General features: G+C 73.2%; 23 protein-coding genes and 1 tRNA gene. 12 read left to right on the top strand and 12 right to left on the bottom strand.

Features of this window, described 5'->3' with window-relative positions:
• From ACFVTF_RS31990 to ACFVTF_RS31975, 4 genes are all read left to right on the top strand, one after another.
• Positions 1-285, top strand: a 285-nt coding sequence (locus ACFVTF_RS31990; protein WP_387817685.1) for an acyl-CoA dehydrogenase family protein, incomplete at its 5' end; no start/stop codon positions are given.
• A gap of 76 nt (positions 286-361) precedes the next feature.
• On the top strand, positions 362-1,108 hold the full coding sequence (locus tag ACFVTF_RS31985) for a TetR family transcriptional regulator (protein ID WP_387817684.1): 747 nt from the start codon (positions 362-364) through the stop codon (positions 1,106-1,108).
• Positions 1,109-1,339: 231 nt separating this feature from the next.
• Positions 1,340-2,725 carry a chloride channel protein gene (locus tag ACFVTF_RS31980; protein WP_387817683.1) on the top strand — a complete coding sequence of 462 codons (1,386 nt, stop codon included), beginning with the start codon at positions 1,340-1,342 and terminating at the stop codon, positions 2,723-2,725.
• A gap of 308 nt (positions 2,726-3,033) precedes the next feature.
• Positions 3,034-3,756: a DUF2278 family protein gene (locus tag ACFVTF_RS31975; RefSeq protein WP_387817682.1), complete on the top strand. Its 723-nt coding sequence runs from the start codon at positions 3,034-3,036 to the stop codon at positions 3,754-3,756.
• Positions 3,757-3,780: 24 nt separating this feature from the next.
• Here the strand turns inward: ACFVTF_RS31975 and ACFVTF_RS31970 are convergent, their stop codons facing one another.
• The 7 genes from ACFVTF_RS31970 to ACFVTF_RS31940 form a co-directional block, all read right to left on the bottom strand.
• Complete coding sequence (locus ACFVTF_RS31970) at positions 3,781-4,452, bottom strand: prolyl oligopeptidase family serine peptidase (RefSeq protein ID WP_387817681.1); 672 nt, start codon at positions 4,450-4,452, stop codon at positions 3,781-3,783.
• A 90-nt stretch (positions 4,453-4,542) separates the two neighbouring features.
• A complete protein-coding gene (locus ACFVTF_RS31965) occupies positions 4,543-6,024 on the bottom strand; it encodes a phytoene desaturase family protein (RefSeq protein WP_387817680.1) in 1,482 nt (493 codons plus the stop codon).
• A gap of 73 nt (positions 6,025-6,097) precedes the next feature.
• Positions 6,098-6,754: a flavoprotein gene (locus tag ACFVTF_RS31960; protein ID WP_387817679.1), complete on the bottom strand. Its 657-nt coding sequence runs from the start codon at positions 6,752-6,754 to the stop codon at positions 6,098-6,100.
• 17 nt (positions 6,755-6,771) lie between these two features.
• Positions 6,772-7,302 carry a hypothetical protein gene (locus ACFVTF_RS31955; protein ID WP_387817678.1) on the bottom strand — a complete coding sequence of 177 codons (531 nt, stop codon included), beginning with the start codon at positions 7,300-7,302 and terminating at the stop codon, positions 6,772-6,774.
• A complete protein-coding gene (locus ACFVTF_RS31950; protein ID WP_387817677.1) occupies positions 7,299-8,210 on the bottom strand; it encodes an alpha/beta fold hydrolase in 912 nt (303 codons plus the stop codon). Before ACFVTF_RS31950 ends, ACFVTF_RS31955 begins: the two co-directional genes overlap by 4 nt.
• The gene (locus ACFVTF_RS31945) at positions 8,207-9,055 is read right to left on the bottom strand and encodes a hypothetical protein (protein ID WP_387817676.1); all 849 of its coding nucleotides are present in this window, start codon (positions 9,053-9,055) and stop codon (positions 8,207-8,209) included. Before ACFVTF_RS31945 ends, ACFVTF_RS31950 begins: the two co-directional genes overlap by 4 nt.
• A gap of 106 nt (positions 9,056-9,161) precedes the next feature.
• Positions 9,162-9,335 (bottom strand): cypemycin family RiPP, encoded by a 174-nt coding sequence (locus ACFVTF_RS31940; protein WP_371516331.1) that lies wholly within the window; start codon positions 9,333-9,335, stop codon positions 9,162-9,164.
• 505 nt (positions 9,336-9,840) lie between these two features.
• On the opposite strand from ACFVTF_RS31940, the gene ACFVTF_RS31935 reads away from it, so the two are divergent.
• Positions 9,841-10,539, top strand: a complete 699-nt coding sequence (locus ACFVTF_RS31935) for an ATP-binding cassette domain-containing protein (protein WP_371516330.1) — start codon at positions 9,841-9,843, stop codon at positions 10,537-10,539.
• Between the two features lie 5 nt (positions 10,540-10,544).
• Positions 10,545-12,221, top strand: a complete 1,677-nt coding sequence (locus ACFVTF_RS31930) for a DUF6297 family protein (RefSeq protein ID WP_387817675.1) — start codon at positions 10,545-10,547, stop codon at positions 12,219-12,221.
• A gap of 159 nt (positions 12,222-12,380) precedes the next feature.
• Here ACFVTF_RS31930 and ACFVTF_RS31925 read toward each other — a convergent pair.
• A tRNA-Leu gene (locus ACFVTF_RS31925) sits at positions 12,381-12,468 on the bottom strand.
• A gap of 291 nt (positions 12,469-12,759) precedes the next feature.
• On the opposite strand from ACFVTF_RS31925, the gene ACFVTF_RS31920 reads away from it, so the two are divergent.
• The 3 genes from ACFVTF_RS31920 to ACFVTF_RS31910 all read left to right on the top strand — a co-directional run bounded on the left by ACFVTF_RS31920 (position 12,760) and on the right by ACFVTF_RS31910 (position 15,783).
• Positions 12,760-14,091 carry a M20/M25/M40 family metallo-hydrolase gene (locus tag ACFVTF_RS31920; RefSeq protein WP_063346934.1) on the top strand — a complete coding sequence of 444 codons (1,332 nt, stop codon included), beginning with the start codon at positions 12,760-12,762 and terminating at the stop codon, positions 14,089-14,091.
• A gap of 249 nt (positions 14,092-14,340) precedes the next feature.
• Positions 14,341-14,583 (top strand): chaplin, encoded by a 243-nt coding sequence (locus tag ACFVTF_RS31915; RefSeq protein ID WP_371516328.1) that lies wholly within the window; start codon positions 14,341-14,343, stop codon positions 14,581-14,583.
• 306 nt (positions 14,584-14,889) lie between these two features.
• Positions 14,890-15,783 carry a chaplin family protein gene (locus ACFVTF_RS31910; protein ID WP_387817674.1) on the top strand — a complete coding sequence of 298 codons (894 nt, stop codon included), beginning with the start codon at positions 14,890-14,892 and terminating at the stop codon, positions 15,781-15,783.
• A 317-nt stretch (positions 15,784-16,100) separates the two neighbouring features.
• On the opposite strand, the gene ACFVTF_RS31905 is transcribed toward ACFVTF_RS31910, so the two are convergent.
• Positions 16,101-16,310 carry a DUF5703 family protein gene (locus tag ACFVTF_RS31905; protein WP_033350848.1) on the bottom strand — a complete coding sequence of 70 codons (210 nt, stop codon included), beginning with the start codon at positions 16,308-16,310 and terminating at the stop codon, positions 16,101-16,103.
• Positions 16,311-16,676: 366 nt separating this feature from the next.
• On the opposite strand from ACFVTF_RS31905, the gene ACFVTF_RS31900 reads away from it, so the two are divergent.
• A complete protein-coding gene (locus tag ACFVTF_RS31900) occupies positions 16,677-17,282 on the top strand; it encodes a hypothetical protein (RefSeq protein ID WP_063346931.1) in 606 nt (201 codons plus the stop codon).
• 86 nt (positions 17,283-17,368) lie between these two features.
• Here the strand turns inward: ACFVTF_RS31900 and ACFVTF_RS31895 are convergent, their stop codons facing one another.
• Both ACFVTF_RS31895 and ACFVTF_RS31890 read right to left on the bottom strand, forming a co-directional pair.
• Positions 17,369-19,564 carry a helix-hairpin-helix domain-containing protein gene (locus ACFVTF_RS31895; RefSeq protein WP_387817673.1) on the bottom strand — a complete coding sequence of 732 codons (2,196 nt, stop codon included), beginning with the start codon at positions 19,562-19,564 and terminating at the stop codon, positions 17,369-17,371.
• A gap of 49 nt (positions 19,565-19,613) precedes the next feature.
• The gene (locus ACFVTF_RS31890; protein WP_371516325.1) at positions 19,614-20,594 is read right to left on the bottom strand and encodes an aldo/keto reductase; all 981 of its coding nucleotides are present in this window, start codon (positions 20,592-20,594) and stop codon (positions 19,614-19,616) included.
• 251 nt (positions 20,595-20,845) lie between these two features.
• Between ACFVTF_RS31890 and ACFVTF_RS31885 the strand changes: the two genes are divergently transcribed.
• Positions 20,846-21,892 (top strand): LLM class F420-dependent oxidoreductase, encoded by a 1,047-nt coding sequence (locus ACFVTF_RS31885; RefSeq protein WP_371516324.1) that lies wholly within the window; start codon positions 20,846-20,848, stop codon positions 21,890-21,892.
• Between the two features lie 23 nt (positions 21,893-21,915).
• Here the strand turns inward: ACFVTF_RS31885 and ACFVTF_RS31880 are convergent, their stop codons facing one another.
• Positions 21,916-22,899: a magnesium and cobalt transport protein CorA gene (locus ACFVTF_RS31880; protein WP_371516323.1), complete on the bottom strand. Its 984-nt coding sequence runs from the start codon at positions 22,897-22,899 to the stop codon at positions 21,916-21,918.
• A 223-nt stretch (positions 22,900-23,122) separates the two neighbouring features.
• Here ACFVTF_RS31880 and ACFVTF_RS31875 point away from each other — a divergent pair, with 223 nt between their 5' ends.
• A complete protein-coding gene (locus ACFVTF_RS31875; protein ID WP_371516322.1) occupies positions 23,123-23,815 on the top strand; it encodes a histidine phosphatase family protein in 693 nt (230 codons plus the stop codon).
• The last annotated feature ends 164 nt before the right edge of the window (positions 23,816-23,979 follow it).

Here is a 23,979-nt window from a genome sequence, read left to right as displayed (position 1 = left end):
GCGGACATGGCGATGAAGCTGGAGGCGGCGCGGCAGTTGACGTATGCGGCGGCGGCGAAGTCGCAGCGTGGGGACGGGGATCTGACGTTCTTCGGTGCGGCGGCGAAGTGCTATGCGTCGGATGCGGCGATGGAGATCACGACGGATGCGGTGCAGTTGCTGGGTGGGTACGGGTACACGCGGGACTATCCGGTGGAGCGGATGATGCGGGACGCGAAGATCACCCAGATCTACGAGGGGACCAACCAGGTCCAGCGCATCGTCATGGCCCGCAACCTGCCGTAACACCGCCTGTGAGGCGCACCGACGGCCGGGCCGAGCACCCGGTCCGGCCGTTCGGGGCCGATGCTATGTTCCGGGAATGAGCGAGAAGGAAGAGCAGGACCTGCCCATGAACGACGGGCCCGCCAAGCCGGCGATGCGCGAGGCGCTCGTCGCCGCGGCCTTCGAGCTCTTCCTGGAACGCGGCTTCGAACAGACCACCATCGACGACATCGTCTCGCTGGCCGGGGTCGGCCGACGCTCCTTCTTCCGCTACTTCCCGGCCAAGGAGGACGTGGTCTTCCCGGACCACGAGCGCAGCCTCGCCGAGATGACGGAGTTCCTGGAGTCCGGCACCGGCGAGGAGGACCCGGTCAAGCACGCCTGCGACGCGGCCCGGCTCGTCCTGCGGATGTACGCCGAACAGCCCTCCTTCTCCGTCCAGCGCTACCGCCTCACCCGTAAGGTCCCCGGCCTGCGGGCGTACGAGCTCTCCGTGGTCTGGCGCTACGAGCACACGCTCGCGGCCTACCTGCGCGGCCGGTTCGCCGACCGCCCGGACGGACCGCTGCGCGCCGACGTGACCGCCGCCGCCGTCGTCGCCGCGCACAACCACGCCCTGCGCACCTGGCTGCGCTCGGGCGGCGAGAGCGACTGGGTGGCCGAGGTCGACGCGGCGATGGCCTTCGTCACCGGCACCTGGAACGACCGCCCGGGCGGCGAGAACGGGGAGGCCGCAGAGTCCGGGGCGGACGATGTGGTGGTGCTGGTCGCCAGCCGCCGGGCGCCGCTGTGGAAGATGGTCCAGGGCATCGAGAGCGCGCTCGGCGACGCCCACCGGCTCTGACCGCCGGCTCCGATCAACCGGCTGCCGGCTGCCGGCTGCCGGCTCCGGCCGACGCCGACGCCGACCCGCTCCGGTCGGCACCCGCCGCGGAGGGTGCTCCCACCCGAACGGCGCAACTCCGCTCGTCCGGCGCCCGGCTGACGGGCCGCACGCCGTGCGGGCCGCCCGGCCCCGGGCGAGACTCGGTCGCAGGACGGGGGCCGCGCGCCCCGGGAGCGCGAAGGAGCGGCGATGCCGGGGACGCCCCAGCAGGAGAACGGTGGCCCCACCCTGCGCCAGGTGCTGCTCGGCAAGGGCTACCTCGGCCTGCTGCTGGTCGCCGTCCTGATCGGCGCCCCGGTCTCGCTGGTCGCCTTCGGCTTCGTCGGCCTGGAGCACCAACTCCAGCACTGGGTCTGGGAGAGCCTGCCGGTCACCGCCGGCTTCGACCGCGCCCCCTGGTGGTGGCCGCTGCCCGCGCTGCTGCTGGCCGGCCTGCTGCTCGCCCCCGTGGTCACCCGGCTGCCCGGGCACGGCGGCCACGTGCCGGTGGACGGGCTGGGCGGCCCGCCCACCCCGCCGGGCGCCGTGCCCGGCGTGGTGCTGGCCGCACTCGCCTGCCTGCCGCTCGGCGCGGTGCTCGGCCCGGAGGCGCCGCTGATGGCGATCGGCGGCGGCCTCGCGCTGCTCGCCGTCCGGTCCGCCAGGAGGTCCCAACTCCCCGAGCTGGTTCCGGTGTTGGGAGCGGCCGGGGCGGCGGCCGCGATCTCCACCATCTTCGGCAGCCCGCTGGTGGCGGGCGTGATGATGATCGAGGCGGCCGGGCTGGGCGGCCCGCAGCTGATCGCCCTGATCCTGCCCTGCCTGCTGGCCAGCGGGGTCGGTGCGCTGGTCTTCACCGGCTTCGGCCACTGGACCGGGCTGTCGATCGGCGCGCTCTCGCTGCCGCGGGTGCCCGCGAGCGGCGTCCCGGACCCGGGCGACTTCCTCTGGGGCGTCCCGCTGGCGGTGGTGATCGCCGTGGTCTGCGTGGCCGGGCAGACCCTCGGTCGGCGGGTCAAGGGCTTCACCACGGGCGATCCGGCGGGCCCCCGGCCGGTGCCGACCGCTCGTCAGGCCGCCGTCCGGACGGTGCTGTGCGCGATCGCCGTCGGAGCCTGCCTCGCGGCGTACGCCCTGCTGACCGGTCGCTCACCGGAGGAGGCCGCGCTCTCCGGGCAGGCCACCCTGGGCGCGCTGGCGGCCGACCCGGCGGCCTGGCCGATCGGCGCGCTGCTCGCCCTGGTGCTGTGCAAGACGGTCGGCTGGGGGATCGCCCTGGGCAGCCTGCGCGGCGGCCCGATCTTCCCGGCGATCCTGATCGGTGCCGCGCTCGGGGCGGCCTGCGCGCCGCTGCCCGGCTTCGGCACCGCGCCCGCGCTGGCCGTCGGACTGGCCGCCTCCGGCGCGGCCGTCACCCGGCTTCCGGTCACCAGCACGGTGCTGGCGACGGCGCTGCTGGGCGGCCAGGCCGCCGACGCCATGCCGCTGCTGATCGTCGCCGCGGTGACGGCCTTCGTCACCGGCGAGCTGGTCCGGGGGCGGTCGAGACGCGTCCACGCCGTGCCCGGCCGGGGCAGGTCGGCACCGGCAGACTGACCGGCCCGCCCTCGTCGAGCCCGTGCCCGGTCCCCGTCCAGCCCTTGCCCGCCCTCGTCGAGCCCGTGCCCGGTCCCCGTCCAGCCCTTGCCCGCCCTCGTCCAGCCCGTGCCCGGTCCCCGGACGCAGGCGCCCCGACGTCAACGTTCTGCGGCGCGAAAATCCCTTCGGGGGACGGCAGATGAACAACTGCGGATTCCACGGCCCCCGGTCGGCGGTGTGCGCGATAACGGAGGGACCCCGGCCGACCGGCCGACCGGCAGGCGGGGCACCAGGACCAGCAGCCAGCGAACCGAGGAACCACACCCATGCCGATCAGCGACTACGGCGTGCTCGCCGCCACCGCCGTCGACCGGCGCCGCGAGGGCGCCACCGACACCCCGCACTACCAGATCCACCTGCGCGACGCCGGGGGCACCGACTACCGCGCGGCGGTCAACGTCCTCTCCCAGCAGGCCCCCGCCGACCTGCGCTACCTCGCGGTCGAGGACTTCCGGCACCCCGTCACCGGCCTCCTCCCGCCGGCCGGCAGCGGCTGGAACCCGCTGCCGTCCCGGCCGGGCACGGCGAGCCTGGACTTCGTCCGCGGGCACCTGTTCGACCCCGCGGCGATGCGCGTCCTGCCGCCCGACCTCCCGGGCCCGGACAACGACCTCGCCGACGTGCTCGACCAGCACGTCCAGCGGGCGATCGCCGACCCGGCGGCCGCGGTGTACGTCTTCGGGCAGCGCTTCGGGCCCGAACCCGGCGTCCCGGACAAGGTGTTCGGCTTCCTGCCCGGCAACGGCGTGCACGACGTGCACATGAACCAGGGCAACAGCGGGCGGTTCCGGACGGACGACGGCGTCTACCAGGACGGCGCGCTGCTCATCCACCTGCCGGCGGAGAGCCGGTGGGCGGCGGTGTTCCTGGCCTTCCAGTCGCAGTCCTGGCACACCGACGACCACACCGGGCACACCCTGCCCGCGTCCGTCCCGCACCCCACCCGCCCCCGGACCGGCTCCCGTCAGGCGACCGGCCCCCAGCAGTAGCGTCCGCCGGGCCCGTCGGCGTCCTCAGCCCGCGCTGCGGGACCGGCGGGACTGGGCGAGCAACCAGGTGTAGACCTCGGGGTCGTCGTACGTCCGCGTCCAGGAGTCGTGGCCGACCCCCGGGTAGCGCGTGAACCGCACCGGACCGCCCGCCTCCCGCAGTGCCTCGACCACCCGCTCGGTGTGGGCGACCGGGACGACGTCGTCCTCCCCGCCGTGGAAGGCCCACACCGGGAGGTCGACGAGGCGCGGCGCCGCCTCGCTCAGCCCGGACCCGCAGATCGGCACGGCGGCGGCGAACCGGCGCGGGTACCGGGCGGCGAGCGCCCACGTGCCGGTGCCGCCCATGCTCAGCCCGGTCACGTACCGCCGGTCCGGGTCGATCCGGTACGTCCGCGCCACGTCCTCGACCAGGGCCGCCAGCGCGCTCACCTCCGCGACCCACGAGCTGTGCGCCGGGCACTGCGGGGCCACCACCACGAACGGCAGCTTCGCCCCGTCGGCGATCTGCCGCACCGGCCCGTGCACGGCGAGCGCCGCCAGGTCCTCGCCGCGCTCCATGGCGCCGTGCAGGAACAGCAGCAGCGGCCACGGCCCGGGGCCCTCGTCGTACCCGTCCGGCAGCGACAGGGCGTACCCCAGGTCGTTGCCGTCCTCGTCGACGGCGAACCGGTGGTGCTGGACAGGTGCGGACATCGGTCTCCTCCAAAAACGCCAGGGGTTCCACGGGGCGGACCCACCGCCACCACCCTTGCCGAGCAGCCTCTCCGATTGATGACGCCGCCGTCACGGTTCATGTCGCAAAGACGCCGGGCGGGGCCCGAGCGAGGGCGGTGCGGCGATGCCGAACTCCCGGCGGAGCGCGGAGACGGCGGCGAGGTGGCCGCTCATGCCGTGGACGCCCGGACCGGGCGGGGTGGACGCGGAGCACAGGTAGACGCCGGGCAGCGGGGTCGCGTACGGGTTCCACCGGAGGGTCGGGCGCATGAGCAGTTGGCCGAGGGTCAGGGCCCCGGCCCCGATGTCCCCGCCGACGTAGTTCGGGTTGTACGCCTCGTACTGGACGCCGTTGGTGCTCCGGGCGGCGAGGACCGTGTCGGCGAACCCGGGCGCGTACTTCTCGATCTGTGCCGTGACGGAGCCGGTGGGGTCCGCCGCGTACCCGTTGGGCACGTGCGCGTAGGCCCAGACGGGCCGCTTCCCGGCGCGGACCCGGTCGGGATCGGCGACGCCGGGATCCACCAGCAGCACGAAGGGGTCGCCCGCGTCGACACCGCGGGCGACCCCGGACTCCCGGCGGTAGATCTGCGCCTGCGACCCTCCGAGGTGCACGGTGGCGGCCCGGGCCACGTCGGTGTTCCGCCACGGGATCGCCTCGGACACCAGGAAGTCGACCTTGGCCGCCGCGGGCCCGTACCGGAACCTGCGGAGCCGTCGCCGGTAGGCGGCGGGCAGCCGGTCGCCCGCCACGGCCGAGAACTCCTTCGGCCCGGTGTCGAACATGACGACGCGCGAACCGCGCACCTGCGCCAGGTCGGTGATGCGCGCACCGGTGTGGATCCGCCCGCCGTGGCGCCGGATGTCCTCGGCCAGGCAGTCCGCGATCGCCGAGCTCCCGCCGCGCGGCACCGGCCACCCCGAACTGTGCGCCAGGTGGCCGAGGAAGACCGACACGGCTCCGCCGACGATGCTGGGGAGCCTGCCGACGGCGTGCGCGGCCACCCCGGCGAGGAGGGCGGCCGCCTCGTCGGTCGCGAACCGGCGCGGGGCGAGCGCCGTCCCGTGGGCCAGGGAGCGCCACGCGAGCATCGCCGGAGTCCGCAGGGACGTGGGGACGGAGCGGAAGTCGGAGAGGAAGAGCTCCCCGATCTCGGTGCTGCGGCCGATGAGCGGCGCCATCAGCCGCCGCCAGCCGGCGCCGTCGCGGCCCAGCGCGTCGCAGGTCCGGTCGAGGTCCTGGTACGCCACGGCGGCCCGCCCGTCCGCCAGCGGATGGGCGTAGGACGCTTCCGCCTGGAGCAGGTCGACGCCGCGGGCCGACAGGTCGAACCGGCGGAAGAACGGCGAGACGGCGGCCATCGGATGGACGGCGGAGCAGATGTCGTGCCGTACGTCGCTGTCGAACAGGGCGTGCGTGCGCAGGCCGCCGCCGATCTCGTCCTGGCTCTCGTAGACGTCCACGTGCAGCCCGGCGCGGGCGAGGGTGACGGCCGCCGCCAGGCCGTTCGGCCCGCTGCCCACGACCGCGACGTCGCTGTTCCGTTTCATGGTCGGCCCGCCTCGTTCATGGTCGGTCCGCCGCGCGGGATTCCACGGGCGGAGTGGCTGCCGGGAGCGGGCGCTACCGGCGGCCCTCCGCGTCGAACATTCCTTCCAGCTCCTTCAGGACCGACGGCAGGTAGAAGCCGGTCTCGCCCTCCCATTTTCGCTTCCCGACGCTGTACGCCGCGACGGTCCGGCTGACCGAGACGTTCGGGCGCCGCAGCAGGAGCTCCATGTGGTGTTCGACGACGGCGTTTCCGGCCGGAAAGGCGGTGGCGAGCACGATCGGCTTTTCGGTGATCTGCAAGGCCATGGTGGCGGGGGTGTTGCAGTTTCCCGCGGCGAGCCGCATCGCGAAATCGAGCGTCGCGGGGAAGACGGCGAAGGCGTCGACGCGTTCGCCGATCTCCACGTGCGCGGATTCCGGGAGGGAGGGGTCGGCGTAGTCGTCGGTCCACACGTCGCCGTCCACCAGCCGGCGCAGGGCGTCCAGCGTCACGAAACGCTGTGCGGACCTGGTCACCAGGAGATCGCTCGTGATCCGGGGAAACGACTGGCGCAGCCAGTGCAGCCAGTACGGTGTGAGCGAGGCGTTGATGGATCCGGTCACGACGAACAGGATCCGCTTCTCGCCCAGATCGGGGATCTCCTGATTTCCGGCGCCCGCGGTGTTTCCGGTGTTTTCGGTTTTTCCGGTGTTTGCAGCGCTTCCGGTGTTTTCGGTGTTTTCGGGCATCTCGGCATTCCCCCGGTTCACAGGGCGAGTTCGGGCGAGATCATGATGGGCTTGATCCCGTCGGCACCCTCGGTCGGGACGGACGCCACGATCATGAACTGGTAGTCCCCGGACCCGCTGCTCCTCCTGCACGCGTCCCGTACGGCCCCGGCCATCAGGTTGTACCCGTCGCTGTTCAGCATCCACTCGAACATGGCCCCGTTCGAGGCGAGCGTGCGCACCTGCGACGCCATGTCGAACAGCGCCTTGGGGACCCGGCTCCCCGGGTTCCACAGCACGGCGAGCGGCTTCGCCTCGTTCCGCATGGCCAGGTCGGCCCACGTGGTCCACCCGTCCGCGGGCGTCGCGCGCGTGCGGTAGAAGACGTACAGGTCCTCGATGCCGGGGTTCGGGGCGAAGAAGCGCCACTGCGGCAGGTCGGGGAAGAACGGCAGGCGCATCTTGATCGGCAGCTTGTCGTCGGGCAGGTTCTCGAAGACCGTCAGCACGACGTGCGTCACCAGGGCGGCCTTGACCAGGGACGTGACGGTCCGGCGCCACGCGCTCATGAGTTCTCCAGGATGATCGCCGCCGTCTGCTGCGCCAGGGCGGGCTTGGCGATGATGGACCGGTGGCTGCTCGCCGGGACGACGTGGAAGTCCGCGGCGACCCGCTCGCTGAGCCTGCGCTGCTGCTCGGTGTTGTTGGCGGCCGAGATGACGACGCGCCGCAACGGCCCGGCGGCCACGAAGTCCTGGCCGGCGAGGGGTTCGTGGAGGTACTCCTGGCGCGCCGCCAGCAGCACCTGGGGGCTGGAGATCGAGGCCAGGTACGCCCGTTGGATGTCCGGGCGGTACTCGAGTTCCCGCTCGGTGGGGCTCGTCAGCCAGCGGGTGGTGCCCAGGGCCGAGCCGAGCAGCCGTCGCGCGGTGTCCTGGTTGTAGCGCGCCACCCGCCGCTTCGACCCGCGGTCCTCACCGAGGAGCACGGCGTCGGTCCCGTCGACGATGTGCAGGGCGGTGGCGCGCTCGCGCACGTAGGCGGACTCCGCCGCGACGTTCATGGCGGTGAGGGCGCCGATCGAGTGGCCGCACAGGACGACGTCGCCCTCCGGCGCGAGCTGTTGCAGGAGGAACTCGACCATCTGGGCCGGCCGCAGCCTGCTCTTCGAGCGCCAGTACCCGCTGCGGTGGTAGCGCAGGACCCGGAAGCGCCGGCCGAGCAGCCCGGCCACCCAGTCCCAGGACTCCAACGGCGCGCCCAGGCCGCTTTCGAGGACCGCGACGGGGGCGGTGGGGCCGAGCCCCCCGGCATCGAGCGCGTACTCGATCGCGAGGCCGTCCGGGCCCTGGATCAGGGAGGTCCCCTTGAGTCCGTTGCGCCGGGTGTACTCCTCCTCCAGGCGGATGTACGAGAGGTAGGCGCTGACCACGGCGGCGGCGCCGAAGGTGGCGACCACCTGGCGTTCGAACCTCATCCCCGGCCCCCGTTCCTGGGCAGGCGGTCCACGGCGTAGAGGACCGCCGCGTGGGCCGAGCTGAATCCCCAGAAGAACCGCGGCAGGCCCATCGTCACGGCGATGCCCAGGTGGAAGAGCTTGACGCCGGCCAGGGCCCTGCGGGCGTTCGCCGGCGCCAGCAGGTAGACGACCGGGAACCCGGTCTCCCAGACGATGGTGAACCACGTCATCGAACTGCACAGCAGCGGGCTCTTCTTCAGCCACTTGGCGACCGTGCTGTCCCCGTACTGCTGGGTCTGCAGGACCTGTTCCAGCGCCTCGCCCGACCGCCAGGTGCTGGAGATCGCCTTCGCCGCGCCGGCGGTCACATAGGCGATGAAGGTCTGGGCGTTGACCGCGCGCAGGAAGAGGTCGTCCGACTTCTCGGCCTCGGGGACCAGGGCGGTGAGCACGCGGTAGCCGCAGATCAGGGCGGCCATGTGGTCCGCCCCGTCCCTGCCGAACGAGGTGCGGTACTTGCTCAGGCCGCTGGAGGCCAGCATCAGGCCGGCTCCGGCGATCTGCTGCGCCCGGCTCCTGCGGCCGGTCAGGGTCAGCGCCCCGCCGACGACGCCCATGGCCTTGATGGCGACGGCACCGCCGCGGCTGTCGATCGCCTTGCGGAGGGCCTGCGGGACCACGCTGCGCTCGCGTTTCGAACTCAGGCCCTGCAAAAGGCCGTTGGGCCCGTAGGCGGCCGTCCTGGTCAAGGCTTCGAGGCCGCTGATGATCTCGCCCACCGCGGCCGGGGCCAGCGTCCAGTAATGCGCGTCCTCGCGCGATATGGGGTGGGAAGGCTCGTTGACGATCTTAGTGAATGGCATTCACGCGTCCTCGTGCTCCAGTCGAGCGGGGCCGGAAAGGGGAACCGCGCGTCCCCCTTTCCGGCCCGTCTGCTCACATGGGTGGTGTCACCGGTGGGTCAGTGGTTCAGCAGCCGAGGCAGATCGTGCTGCCCGTCACGACGACCTCGCACACGGCGACGATGGTGGGGGTGGTCATCGCGGGAGCGTTGTGTGCGTTCACGAAACCCTCCTGCGCCTCCGCGAACGAGGCGTTGACGGCATCGGTCACGAACTCGACACGCGATTCGGTGGCGTTCACTCTTTCTCCTTTTGATGGTGGAGACAGCGGCCAACCCACAGAGGACCGACGTCCGCTGCCGGCCGCTGCCGTTCGACCATATGTCGTTCCGGTAACCATCGGAAGACCCTTGATGTGCTCATGGTGTGCACAATGCGAATCGGCGGCGGATAATTTCGAAGAAATTGACCAATTCCATTGTAGGCGGACATTCTTCGAATTCTGTGCAATGCCCCTTTTGTTGCGGAGTCCCCGGATGTTCCTGTATTCGATCACCGATATCGCAGGTCAGGCCTTGATCGGGAATCCGGGCGGGCGGCGGATTCCGCCGAACAGTCCGTATGGCCTCGAATCGCCCCATTTGACTTGACGGCCCCGGGGTCGGTCGGAGGATGCCGGTCGGGCGGCCCGGAGGGTGTATTTGGGTCGGCTTTGCAGGATTGGGACGCCTTGCTATGATCGGCCCAATGTTCAGAAAAGTGTGAAAATGAACGTTTCGATCATCCGAGAGAAGACGGCTCGTCGATTGAAAAAGAAAACCGGCAAGGCGGCGGACGCACCGCTGCTGCAACTCGTCGACGTCACACACGCGTACGGTGACAGCACCGTGCTCGACCGGGTCTCCCTCCGCATTCACCGTGGTGAGTGCGTTTCCCTGGTCGGGGACAACGGATCCGGCAAGAGCACCCTGCTCCGCGTGGCGGCCGGCCGGGAGAGACCCTCCGCAGGATCGGTCGTCTTCGACGGGGAGGAGATCCACGAGGATTCCCTGGACGTGCGCAAGCGGGTCGCGTCGGTGATGGATCCCGGTGCGTTCTATCCGGACCTCACCGTGCGGGAGCACCTGCGGCTCGTGGCGCTGTCGCACGGCATGGGCGGCGGAGCCGATGCCGCGGTCGACGGGGCGCTGGAGTCGCACCGCCTCACGGCGCAGTCCGAACAGTTCCCCTCGGCCCTGTCCTCCGGGCAGACCCAGGCGCTGCTCCTCGCCGCCGCCTTCATCCGGCCGCACGACCTCCTCATCCTGGACGAGCCCGAACAGCGGCTCGACTCCCAGGCCCGTACCGCCCTCGCCCGCCTGATCGCGGAGCACCGCGACCGCGGAACGGCCGTCCTCATGGCCACCCACCACCGGGCCCTGAACGAGGTCGCGGACCAGATCGTCGAAGTCGGCTCGCGTGCGGGGCACTCGGGCCCGTCCGGGGCGGTGCAGGGGGAAGGATGAGCGGTTTGAGCGACAGCGTGGCACCCGCGACCGGGGCGAGGACGCGGGTGCCCGACAGGTCGGGGGACTGCACCGCGGACACCCTGCGGTTCCTGCGCGAAGCCCGGAGCGGCACGCGCCAGGAGAAGCGCAGGAGCGCGTGGTTCATCGCCTACACGGTCCTCCTGGTGGGCGGCTGCTGGGGCATCCCCGCCCTGCTCCAGTGGACGAGTTCGACCCGGGCGGCCGACCGGCCACCCGTGCAGATCGGGGAACAGGCGTCCGCGACGCTCCTGGCGCTGGTCCCGGCGGTGCTGGTCCTCGCCCTGCTGCTCACCGCCCGGGGCGCGATGTGGCGCGGCCCGGTCCTGCTGGACCGGGCCACGACCGGCTTCCTGCTGCCCTCGGCCGTCGACCGGCGGGCCCTGCTCGCGCCGGGGCTGCGGTCCTCGGTGGCGCTGGCCACCGTGGTGAGCGGCGTCGCCGGCGCGGTCGCGGGCTTCCTGCTGCAGGGCCTGGTCCCGCAGTCGTGGATCCTGCTGACCCTCGCGGGCTCCTGGACGGGCGTCTCGGTGGCGCTCACCACGAGCGCGGTCGGCGTCCTGGTCGAGCGCAACGACCGGTGGATGTCCCGCTACGGCCGCGGGGTCTTCGCCGCGGGGTGGCTCCTCGCCGCGGTCGCCGCCGCCGGCGTGTGGACGGCATGGACGCAGGGGCGGACGGGCTGGCTGCAGGACCTCCTGCTCTGGTCGGGCCCGTGGGGGTGGGCGTCCCAACCGCTCCTGTGGGCGCTCGGCCTCGTGGGTACGGCGGGCGCCGTCGGCACGGTGCTGTCGGTCGGCACCCCGGTGGTCGCCCTCGTCCTCGCCTGGCGGGAACTGCCCGCGATCCCGCAGGCCGCCCTCAGGCTGCGCGCGACGGTCGCCGCCCAGATCAGCACGTCCGTCCTCATGCTCGACCTCCGCCAGGCCCGCTCCGGAGTACCGCGGCTCAAGGAGCGGAGCAGCACCCCCCGGCTCCGCCTCCCCATGCCGCGGCACCCGCTGCTGCTGGTCCCGTGGCGCGACCTCACCTGCCTGCTGCGCAACCCCCGCCGCCTGGGGTGGGCCGTCGTCTGGAGCGGGCTCGCCGTCGGACTGACCGCGGCCGCCCCCTCCTTCACCTCGACCGCACAGCAGATCGTCGTCGTGCTGTCCCTGGCCGCCGAATACCTGGCGGCCGCTCAACTCACCGAGCCGGCCCGGCTGGAGAGCGACGACCAGCGGCGCTCCACCAACCTGCCCTGGACGTTCAAGTCGCTCGCCCTCCAGCACTCGGCGGTGCCCGGCGGCCTCCTCCTCGCGCTCACCGGAGCCGGCGCACTGGCGTGCGCGCTCGCCGGCCGGGACACCGCGGGACTCCTCCCGCTCCTCGCCGCCGTACCCGCACTCACCGCGGCCGCGCTGGTCAGCTCCTACCGGGGCGTCGTGCCCATGCACCTGACGATCGGTGTCAACACCCCCATGGGCAACACCGGCCCCGGCCAGGTGGCGGTCTGGTACCTGCGCGGCCCGCTGGCGGTCGGCACCCTCCTGTTCCCGCTCGCCCGCTCCGCGGCCCAGGGCCACCCGTACGCGGTGACACAACTCGCCTGGACCCTGGCCGTCACCGCAGCCGCCCTCTGGTGGGCCCGGCGCACCGCCCACCGCCTCCACACCCGATAGCCCCGACCCCACCAAGGGCCGGCCGACCCGCCGTCACGTCGGATCGACCGGCCCTACGAGGTCGGCCGCCGGTCCTGCGCTTGGTCACGCGCCGGCCCCGCGGTTGGTCACACGACGGCCGGGAAAAGCAAAAGACCCCTGTATCAACAGGGGTCTTGCTGGTGTCCGAGGGGGGACTTGAACCCCCACGCCCGATAAAGGGCACTAGCACCTCAAGCTAGCGCGTCTGCCATTCCGCCACCCGGACCGGGTGTTGTCCTTGCGGCTTCCGTTCTCTCGTCGGCCGCGCTGACAGATGTAACTGTAGCAAAGATCGGCTTGGGGTCCCAAAACGGTTCGGGGCGGGGGAGCGGGGGCGGTGGCGGGGGCAAGAGGGAGTGTGTGGCGGGGGCGTGACCAGGGGGTTTCGGGGGCGCGCAGGGGGTGGATCCGGGTCGGGGGCTGGGGGAGGATGGGCGTACGTGCTCGTACGGCCCGGGTGCAGGTCCTGGGGGTGGCGCGCTGGTGCGTCGGTGCGGGCCAAAGACGAGGAGTGACCGTGAGCGAGCGGAGCGAGTCGGCGGGGCCGAGGGCGACGGCTGAGTCGGAGGTCGCCGGGATCTGTCGCGATCTGATCCGGATCGACACCAGCAACTACGGGGACGGCTCCGGCCCGGGCGAGCGCAAGGCGGCGGAGTACGTCGCCGAGCAACTCGCGGAGTTCGGGGTGGAGCCGCAGATCTTCGAGTCGGCCAAGGGCCGGGCCTCGACGGTGGTGCGGATCGAGGGCGAGGACCGTTCCCGCCCGGGCCTGCTGATCCACGGCCACACCGACGTGGTGCCGGCCAACGCCGCGGACTGGACGTACGACCCGTTCGGGGGCGAGATCGCGGACGGCTGCGTGTGGGGGCGCGGCGCGGTCGACATGAAGGACATGGACGCGATGACCCTCGCGGTGGTCCGCGACCGGCTGCGCACCGGCCGCAAGCCCCCGCGCGACCTGGTGCTGGCGTTCGTCGCGGACGAGGAGGCCGGCGGCACGTACGGGGCGCGGTTCCTGGTGGACAAGCACCCGGAGCTGTTCGAGGGCGTGACCGAGGGCATCGGCGAGGTCGGCGGCTTCTCCTTCACGGTCAACGACCAGGTGCGGCTGTACCTGGTGGAGACGGCCGAGAAGGGCATGCACTGGATGCGCCTCACGGTCGAGGGCCGCGCCGGGCACGGCTCGATGGAGAACGACGACAACGCGATCACCGAGCTGTGCGAGGCGGTCGCCCGGCTCGGCCGGCACAAGTTCCCGCTGCGGATCACCAAGACCGTACGGGCGTTCCTGAACGAGCTGTCGGACGCGCTCGGGGTCGAGCTCGACCCGGAGAACATGGACGAGACCCTGCGGGTGCTCGGCGGCATCGCCAAGATGATCGGCACCACGCTGCGCAACACCGCCCAGCCGACCATGCTCGGTGCCGGCTACAAGGTCAACGTGATCCCCGGCCAGGCCACCGCACACGTGGACGGGCGCTTCCTGCCCGGCTACGAGGAGGAGTTCCTGGCGGAGCTGGACAGCGTGCTGGGCCCGCGCGTGAAGCGGGAGAGCCTGCACTCGGACAAGGCGATCGAGACCACCTTCGACGGCGCGCTGGTCGAGGCGATGCAGACGGCGCTGCGGGCGGAGGACCCGATCGCCCGCGCGGTGCCGTACTGCCTGTCGGGCGGGACGGACGCCAAGTCGTTCCAGGACCTCGGGATCCGCTGCTTCGGCTTCGCGCCGCTGCAGCTGCCGCCGGAGCTGGACTTCGCCGGGATGTTCCACGGCGTGGACGAGCGGGTGCCGGTGGACGGGCTGAAGTTCGGCGTCCGGGTGCTGGACCGGTTCCTCGACGCCTGCTGAGCACCTCGGGTGGACGGCCCGTTCCCGGAGCGCCGGGGGCGGGCCGTCAGCATTGTCCGAGCTAATGATTTGGGACAGGGCGAAGGAGATCAACAGAAACGATCCTGCAAGGAAATGCGGATCGACCGTGTGTGCGGACCATCACCGTTGCGAGTGAATGGCAAATCTGTTCCGTACCCCGTTTGCCACACCCTCGTTCATCCCTGTGCAACCCGCCGAACGGGTTGCGTTGTCCATACAGGAGGAATGATGAAGGTCAAGAAGATCGCCGCTGTTGCCGCCGCCACCGGTGGCCTGGTGATCGCCGCCGCCGGTGTCGCGTCCGCTCACGGCGGTGCCGGCGCCGAGGGTGCGGCCGTTGGCTCCCCGGGTGTCGTCTCCGGCAACCAGGTGCAGATCCCGGTGCACGTCCCGGTCAACCTGTGCGGCAACACCATCAGCGTGATCGGCGTGCTGAACCCGGCGTTCGGCAACCACTGCGCCAACTTCTGAGTCACGCTCCGAGCCGCTGAGGCTCGTTGAGCCGACTCATCCGGCCCCCGGGCGGCGGACGCGCCGCCCGGGGGCCGCTTGTATGCGGGGAGCGGGGAGCGGGGAGCGGGGTGTGGAGAGGTAAACAAGGGGGCAATCGCTCGATCGGGTGAAGTTGGTTCGTTCGGCTCAACCTCCCCGCCGCTCTCTCGTTAACTCCTGTGCAGTCGAAGACCTTGCCGGATATCCGGATATACGGAAATTCCGACTTTCGGACGGTATTTACGTCAAGGTCGTCACGTCGTTCTCGATACGTCAGGGGAAAAGATGAGGAATGTAGCCAAGAAGGGGATCCTCACGGTCGTGGCCACCGGCAGTGTCCTGGCCTCGACCGCCGGCTACGCCTACGCGGGCGCCGAGGCCCAGGGAGGTGCCGCCGGATCGGCGGGTGTCGCCTCCGGGAACTCGGTGCAGGTGCCGGTCGAGGTGCCGATCAACGCCTGCGGCAACACCGTCGACGTGATCGGCGTGCTGAACCCGGCCTACGGCAACCGCTGCGCCAACGCCAGCGGCCACCCGGAGGCCGCGAAGCCGGGCGGCTCCCACGTGGGCTCCGGTTCCCACACCGGCTCCGGCTCCCACGTGGGCTCCGGCTCCCACACCGGCTCCGGGGCCAACGGCGGCACCGACCGGGGCTCCTCCGCCTCGGGCGCGTCCGCCTCCGGCGTCGCCGCCAACTCGCCCGGCGTGGTCTCCGGCAACAGCATCCAGGCCCCCGTGCACGTCCCGGTCAACGCCTGCGGCAACTCCGTCGACGTGGTCGGCGTCGGGAACCCGGCCTTCGGCAACGACTGCGCCAACGTCGCGCAGCCCGCCCCGACCCCGAAGCCGGCCGACGACTGCCCCGAGACGCACAGCCCGTCCATTCCGCCGCAGGTCGGCGGGGAGACTCCGGGCTACCCGCGCAACGGCGGCCCGTCCACCACCCCCGAGGCCGGCGCACACTCGGCCCCCGCCGTCGCGCCGGTCACGAGCGGACAGGTCGCCCCGGTCGCGGCCCGCACCGCCGCCCCGGTCGTCGCCTCCACGCCGAGCGGCGCCGTCGGCAGCCAGCTGGCCTCCACCGGCGCCGGTGACGTCGAACTGCTCGGCGCCGCCGGCCTCGCCCTGCTGCTCGGTGGCGGTGTGCTCTACCGCCGCGCCCGCGCCGGGGCCCGCTGAGCCGTCGGTAGGCCGCACCCCGCCGGCGCCGCACCCCCCGCGGCGCCGCCGGAGCGCGAGGCCGGAGCGTGACGCGCCCGCGGCCGCCTGGAGGTACGGGCGGCCGCGGGCGGGCGGAGATCCGGCGCGAAAACCCGCATCAAGGCCTGACGTGGCGTGGAGCCCCGGCCCGAGAGCCCGGCGTGGGATCCCCACCGCGACGGGCGCGTTCCCGGGCCTGGAGCCCCCCGGGCCCGGAGCCCCCCGGTCCGGCGGCCTTCCGCCCGGCCCTTCCCCGCCGCGGCGGGTGGGCTCACGGGTTCAGGCGCGCTCGCCCGTCACCAGCTCCGGACCTGCCGGATGATCCGCCGCTTCAGCCGGACCGTCCGGCTCCCGTCGGGGAACAGCCTCAGCCGGTCGAGCTCCCAGTGCCCGTACTCGGCGTGCTCGGTGAGCAGTTGGCGTGCCGCATTGCGCGTGGTGCCGCGCGGCATGCGCAGCGACTGGTACTCGTACTCCGGTTGCCGGACCGGCTTCGGTGGGGTCAAAACTCTCCTCCTGAGGATCACCTGCACGCAAGCCTACGACCTGCCTCGGACAGTCGGCCCGGGTATTTCCGGTCGTCCTCCCGGCCGTCCGTCCGACCCGGCGGGACGCCCCGGACCGGCCGGGGTGCGCCGACCCGCCTGACAGTGCATCAGTTCCGTTGTTCCTCCGGACGGGATACCCCGATCCCGGCGCGCGAAGCGGCACCCGATCGGCCCCGCGCGGCCCGGCCGCACGCCCTTCGCGCCGGGCATGCGCGGGGACAGAACCACGCGGATCGGACATCAGGGGGGAAGTTGCGGTGAAATCGCGGGTGTAGGTGACAACCGCTGTGCGTACCGACACCGCGGGGAGATAGCGTCTGCACCATGTCTGATGCCGCGCAGCCAACCATTGCCGAGGTACGCGCCGCCGCCGAGGCGGTCAAGGCCGCCATCGACCGTCATCTGGAAGCGGTGTCGAGCCCCAGCGCAGCGGACGATCCCGCTGTGTCCGCCGCTTACGAGCAGCTCGCGACGGCGGCCATCGCCTACGACCAGATCCTCTACGAGGTCTACGACGAGGTCACCCCCTTCGAGATCCCCGGGGACGAGGGTCCGGGCGGCTACCACGGCCCCGAACAGCCGGAGGCGATCAGCGTGCTGATCCGCCGCGACTACCACGTCGCCGACCCCAAGCGGCTGCGCGCCCAGGCCGAGCGGCTCGACGAGTCGCTGACCCCGGGCGGGGGCGGCACCAGCGGGGTGAACGCCGCGATCGGCGTGCTGTTCGGCGAGTACGAGCCGGACGAGATCGCCGCCCGCAGCGAGGAGTTCGGCCTGGAGGAGGCGGACTCGACGCTCTGGGTCGCGGCGGCGGAGCCGACCGAGCCGGGGGAGTGGCTGCCGGAGCCCTTCGAGCACGCCGACCCGCAGATGCTGATCTGCCGGTTCGACGTGAGCGAGGTCTACGACGACGAGGACCCCGACGACTGAACCGTTCGTCGTGCAGACACCCGGAGGGCGGGCCCCACCTGTAGGGGGCCCGCCCTCCGTGCGTTCCGCTGACCGGCGCGCAGGCTCTAGTACGCCGAGGCGGCGTTCTCGGCGAGGATCGCCCGCAGCCGGGTGGTGCGGGGCTGCGCCGGGCGCTCGGTGACGGCCTGGGCGAGCGCCGGGCCCGCCGCGTGCACCACGGACAGGTGCCGCTCGCCGCGGCCGAAGGCGGTGTAGACCCACTGCCGGGTGAGCGCCGGGCCGGCGTCCTCCGGGAGCACCACGACCGCGCCCGGCCAGCGGCGGCCGAGTGCCTGGTGGACGGTCAGCGCCCAGCCGTGCCGCAGCCGGCCGGCCTGGGCGGGCGGGACCGTCCGGCGCGAGCCGTCCGCGTACGCCAGGTGCAGGCCGGTGGCATCGCCGTCCAGCACCCGGGCCGGGCGGGTGACGCCGGGGGCCGGGGAGTCGACCACCCGGTCGCCCGGGTCGAAGCCGCCGAACCGGCCGGGCCCCGGGTTGAGCCGGGCCTTCGCGGCGGCGTTCAGCGCCCGGGTGCCCGCCGGGCCGCCGTGGCCGGGGGTGAGCAGCACCACCTGCTCGGCGGGGATGCCGAGGGCGCGGGGGATGGAGTCGGTGAGCAGCTGGAGGGCGCGGTGGACGGCTTCGCCGCCGTCCTTCGCGGTCAGGATGACCACCTCCTTGTCCGGCGCATCGACGGGCTGGAGCTCGCCGATGCCGACGCCGGAGACCAGCTCGCCGATCGGGCCGAAGTCCGGGGTGCGGGAGGCGACCGCCGGGCAGACCTTGGCGGCCAGCAGGTCGGCGAAGAACCGGCCGGGGCCGGCCGACCAGAGCTGGCCGGGGTCGCCGCTGAGCACCAGCCGGGTGCCGTCGGCGAGCGACTCCAGGACGGTGGCGGCCAGTTCGACGTCCAGCAGCGGGGCGTCGAGGACGACCAGGACGTCCAGGGCGAGCGTGCCGTCGGAGGAGCGGCCCGGCCCGGCGGCGCCGGAGAGCAGGTCGGCGAGGGTGATCACGGCGGCCGGGGTGTCGGTGAGCGCGGCGAAGGACTCCCGGCCCTGGTCGGTCCAGGTGGCGGCCCAGGCCCGCAGCCCGAGGCCGCCGGCCGCAGCCAGCAGCGCGGCGGGTTCGGCGCGGGCGGCCTCGCCGCCGGTGTGCAGCACCAGGGCGCTGTCGGCGACGGCCTGGATCAGGGCGGTCGCGGAGGAGGACGGCGCGGCCTCGGCGGCAGCCGCCCACGCGGCCGGGCCGGGCGCGGCGGGGGCCTGCGGAGCGTCCTCCGCCGTGGCCTCCGCCGTGGCCTCCGCGGGGGCCACGCCCGAGTCGGAGCCCGCCTCGGAGTCGGAGTCCGGCGTGGAGTCGGCCGCGGACTCGGCGTCCTCCGCCGGACCCTCGGCATCCTCCGCCGCCGCGTCCTCGTCGCCCGGCTCCGGGTCCTCGCCCGGCACGAAGGTCGACATCAGCCGGACCAGCCCGTCCGCGAGGCTCTCCTCGGCCAGCGCGAGCCGCTCCAGGGCGAGCAGCGTCCGGGTCGGCGGCTCCTCGTCCTCGTCGCCGCCCGCCGCGTGTGCCTCGGGGCCGGTCAGCTCCTCCTGGAACGGCATCGCGCGCCCGTCCAGGACGGCGGCCTGGATCGCCGCGGCCGAGTCCGGCAGCCCGTGGCGGTCGAGCCCGGCCGCGATCTCGGCGACCTCGACGGCGGAGTGGCCGCGCAGCGCCGCCTGCTCCAGCAGCCACGGCACCAGCGCCTGGGCGCGGCGCGGGTCGCCGGGGCCGGCGGCGGGGCCGAGCAGACCGCGGGCGAAGCCGTCCGCGTGTTCGGGGCGGACGCCGGGCAGGGACAGCACGGCCCACGGGTCGGAGCGCAGCTGTTCGGCGGCGCCGTCGCCGAACTCGGCCACCGCGGCGGCCGCGAGATCGGCCGGGGCGCCCCCGGCGGTCAGCGCCTCGGCGGTGTCCTTGAGCGCCTGCGCGCGCTGCTGGTCGGGCTGCGCGGAGGCCGGGGCCGGGGCCTTGGCGTCCTTGGCGCCCTCGGGAGCCGGGGGCCGGCCCTCGCCCTCCGGCGGTGCGGCCTGCGGGCCGACGCTGCGGATCCGCTGCGCCAGCTCGGCGATCGCCGCCGCCTTCTCAGCCGGGCTCGCCGTCTCAGCTGTGATCGCCGTCTCAACCGAGCTCGACTTCTCCGCCGGGCTCGCCGACTGTGCCGGGCTCACCGAGACTGCCGAGGTCTCCTCCGGAGCGCCGTTCTCCGTGTCACTCATCGTCCGCTCCAAGGGTCACTCCACTGCGTGTTCAGCTGAACGAGGGGGGCTACAGCTCGCTCCACCCCTGGTCCGGGTAGCGGTGCACCGGTGACGAGATGTCGTCCAGCGCACCACGGATCTCACCCGGAAGCGTAAGCGCCTCCACCGACAGCGCCGCCTGCAGCTGTGCCACCGTACGGGCCCCGACCAGCGCGCTCGCCACTCCGGGCCGGTCCCGGACCCAGGCGAGGGCGACCGCGAGCGGGCTGCTGGCGAGGCCGTCGGCGGCCGTGGCGACGGCGTCGACGATCCGCCGCGAGCGCTCCCCGAGGTACGGCTGGACGAACCCGGACAGGTACGGCGAGGCGCCGCGCGAGTCCTGCGGGACGCCGTGCCGGTACTTGCCGGTGAGCACCCCGCGCCCGAGCGGCGAGGAGGCGAGCAGCCCGACCCCGGCGTCCGCCGCGGCGGGCAGCGCCTCGCGCTCGATGCCGCGCTGGAGCAGCGAGTACTCCAGCTGGGCCCCGGCCAGCGGTGTGCGCCCGTGGTGGGCGCGCTGCCAGGTGGCGGCCTTGGCGAGCTGCCAGCCGCTGAAGTCGCAGACCCCGACGTACCGGGCGCGCCCGGAGGAGACGGCGATGTCGAGGGCGCTGAGCGTCTCCTCGGCGGGCGTCAGGGGGTCGAAGGAGTGGACCTGCCACAGGTCGACGTAGTCGGTGCCGAGCCGGCGCAGCGAGGCGTCGAGGGCGGCGAGGAGGTGGCCGCGGGAGCCGTCGAAGCGGCGGGCGGACTCCGGCACGCTGCCGGCCTTGGTGGCGATGACGAGTTCGGAGCGGGGGACGAGGTTGTCGGTGAGCCGGGAGATCAGGTACTCGGCGCCGCCGTCGGCGTACACGTCGGCGGTGTCGAGCAGGGTCCCGCCGGCGTCGACGAACTCCTTGAGCTGCTCGGCGGCCTCGTGTTCGTCGGTGTCGCGGCCCCAGGTCATGGTGCCGAGGCCGAGCCGGGAGACCTGGAGACCGGTACGGCCGAGGTGACGTTTTTCCATCGGACGGGCCCTCCACTGGCCGGTGGCACCGGGCGCCCCGGTAGCCCTGAGAACGCGCAGGTGGGGAGAGCGCTCCCCACGTCGGCTGAGCGTAGCGGCCGGTGTCCGGGCAGGGGTGGCGACCCGCAGAACGATCACCGGGCCCGGGCGGCGGCGGGTGTGACCCAGACCACCACTACCGGTCAGTAGCATGACCGGCGAGTGCGCGGCTACCCTCGCCACCAACCCTCACCGACTGGAAGGTTCGGCACATGCGACTCGGAATCAACCTCGGCTACTGGGGTCTCGGCATGGACGCCGACAACATCGCCGTGGCCCAGGAGGCGGACCGGCTCGGCTACTCGGTGTGCTGGGCGGCCGAGGCGTACGGCTCGGACGCCGCGACGGTGCTGAGCTTCGTCGCCGCGAAGACCGAGCGGATCGACGTCGGTTCGGCCATCTTCCAGATCCCCGCCCGCACCCCGGCGATGACCGCGATGACCGCGGCGACCCTGGACACCCTGTCCGGCGGCCGCTTCCGGCTCGGCCTCGGCGTCTCCGGCCCGCAGGTCTCCGAGGGCTGGTACGGGGTGAAGTTCGACAAGCCGCTCGCCCGCACCCGCGAGTACGTGGAGATCATCCGCAAGGCGATGTCCCGCGAGCGGCTGGTCCACGAGGGCGCGCACTGGACGCTGCCGCTGCCCGGCGGCCCCGGCAAGCCGATCAAGCTCACCGTGCACCCGGTGCGCGAGCACATCCCGCTGTACATCGCGGCGATCGGCCCGAAGAACCTGGAGCAGACCGGTGAGATCGCCGACGGCTGGCTCGGCATCTTCTTCTCGCCCGAGCACGCCGCGCTCTCCCTCGACCCGCTGAAGGCCGGCCGCGCCAAGGCGGGGCAGGGCCTGGACGGCTTCGACCTGTGCCCGACCGTCACCATCGCGGTCGGCGAGGACATCAAGGCCGGCGTCGACTCCCAGCGCTCCTACGCCGCGCTGTACATCGGCGGCATGGGCAGCAAGGAGAAGAACTTCTACAACCAGCTCGCCCGGCGGATGGGCTACGAGCAGGCCGCCGACGAGATCCAGGAGAAGTACCTGGCCAAGGACTACGCGGGCGCCGCGGCCGCCGTCCCGCACGACCTGATCGACGCCACCTCGCTGATCGGCGACACCGCCCGGATCGCCGACCGGATGCAGGCCTACGCCGACGCGGGCGTCACCACGCTCACCCTGGCCCCGTCCGGCTTCACCCTGGACGAGCGGATCCAGGCGCTGCGCACCGGCGTCGAGGCCCTGGAGCGCGCCGGCCTGGCGTAGCCGTCCGGGGCCGTCGAGCGGCACTACAGCCAGTCGTGCCGCTTGAACACCCGGTGCAGCACTATGCAGACCACGCCCATCAGGGACAGCACCGCCGGGTACCCCCAGGGCTGGTGCAGTTCGGGCATGTCCTCGAAGTTCATCCCGTAGACGCCCGCGATCATCGTCGGCACGGCGGCCAGCGCCGCCCAGGCCGAGATCTTCCGCATGTCGTTGTTCTGCTGCACGCTGACCTGCGCCAGGTTGGCGTTGAGGATGTCGGACAGCAGCCGGTCCATGCCGTCGACCTGGTCGGTCACCCGGGCCAGGTGGTCGGCGACGTCCCGCAGGTAGGGCAGGGTCTCCGGGCGGATGTACGGTTCGCCGCCGCGGGCCAGGCGCAGCGTCGGTTCCAGCAGCGGGCCGGTGGCGCGGCGGACGGTCATCACCTGGCGCTTGTAGCCGTAGATCCGGCCGGCGGTGTCGCGGCCGACCCGGTTGGGGGCGAAGACGTCCGCCTCCAGTTCGTCCAGGTCGGTCTGGAGCCCGGTGGCCACCTCCATGTAGCCGTCGACGATGGTGTCGCAGACCGAGTGCAGCACCGAGCTGGGCCCGTAGCGCAGCAGTTCGGGCTGCTTCTCCAGCCGGGCCCGCAGGCCGGAGAGCGGGGCGTCGGCGCCGTGCCGGACGGTCATCACGAAGTCCGCGCCGAGGAAGACCATCACCTCGCCGATCGTCACCGCGTGGGCGCCGGGGTGGTAGCCGAGCGTCTTGAGGGCGACGAACAGGGAGCCCTGGTACGGCTCGATCTTGGGGCGCTGGTGGGCGCTGACGGCGTCCTCGACGGCCAGCGGGTGCAGGGAGAACTCCCTTCCGACGTGGTCGAGTTCCTCGGCGGTGGGCTCGAACAGGCCTATCCAGACGAAGCCGCCGGGCCCGGCGGCGCGGGCGGCGGCGAGCGCGCCGGCGAGGTCGTCGGGGGCCTCGATCCGGTGGCCGTCGTGGTAGCTGGCGCAGTGGACGATCATCGGGCCATTGTGGCCCGGGCCGGGGCGCCCGGGGCGGAGCCGGGCCAGGACGGCCTCGCGGGCCGGTGCTTGCGGCGGCTCAGGACGTCCCGCACCCCACGCCCGAACTCCGCGCCCGCACCCCACGCCCGAACTCCGCGCCCGCACCCCACCGCCCGCACGCGATGCCCGTACCCCGCACCGCCACTCCACGCCCGCGCCCGGAGGCCGTAGGCTGAGCCCCATGCCCACCCTGCTGCTCGTCCGCCACGGCCGCTCGACCGCGAACACCGCCGGAATCCTGGCCGGTTGGACGCCAGGCGTGGACCTCGACGACACCGGGCGCGCGCAGGCCGCCGCGCTGGCCGGCCGGCTCGCGGGGATCCCGCTGGTGCAGGCCGTCAGCAGCCCGCTGGAGCGCTGTCGGCAGACCCTGGAGCCGCTGCTGGCGGCCCGGCCCGAGCTGGGCCCGCCCGCCGAGGACGAGCGGCTGGGCGAGTGCCACTACGGCGAGTGGACCGGCCGGCCGCTGGCCGAGCTGGCCAAGGAGCCGCTCTGGCGCACCGTGCAGGACCACGCGGCCGCCGCGGCCTTCCCCGGCGGGGAGTCGTTGCGCGAGCTGAGCCACCGGACGGTCGGTGCCGTCCGCGAGTGGAACGAGAAGATCGCCGCCGAGCACGGCGCGGACGCGGTCTGGCTCGCCTGCTCGCACGGGGACGTGATCAAGGCGGTGGTGGCCGACGCCCTCGGCCTGCACCTGGACCACTTCCAGCGGATCAGCGTCGAGCCCTGCTCGGTCACCGCGATCCGCTACACCCCGCAGCGGCCCTTCGTCCTGAGGATGGGCGACACCGGCGACCTCGGCTCGCTCGCGCCCAGGCCCGGCGCGGCCCCGGCCGCCCCGGCGGGCGACGCGGTGGTCGGCGGCACCAGCTGAGACGGCCGCTCCGCCTGACCCGCCTGACCTGCCTGGTACGACCCCGGCCCAGGCCCGACCGGCACCACTCGACCTGACCGGAGCCGTCCGGTCCGGAGCCGCCCCACGTGGGCGGGAGAGCCGCCGCACCCCGCTCCGCAGCGGCCGGCGGCACCGCCTGAGCT

It is taken from the genome of Kitasatospora sp. NPDC057940, assembly GCF_042887425.1.
Lineage (GTDB): Bacteria > Actinomycetota > Actinomycetes > Streptomycetales > Streptomycetaceae > Kitasatospora.
The sequence above is the reverse complement of the archived record's forward strand: the minus strand, read 5'-3'. Positions and strand labels throughout refer to the sequence as shown.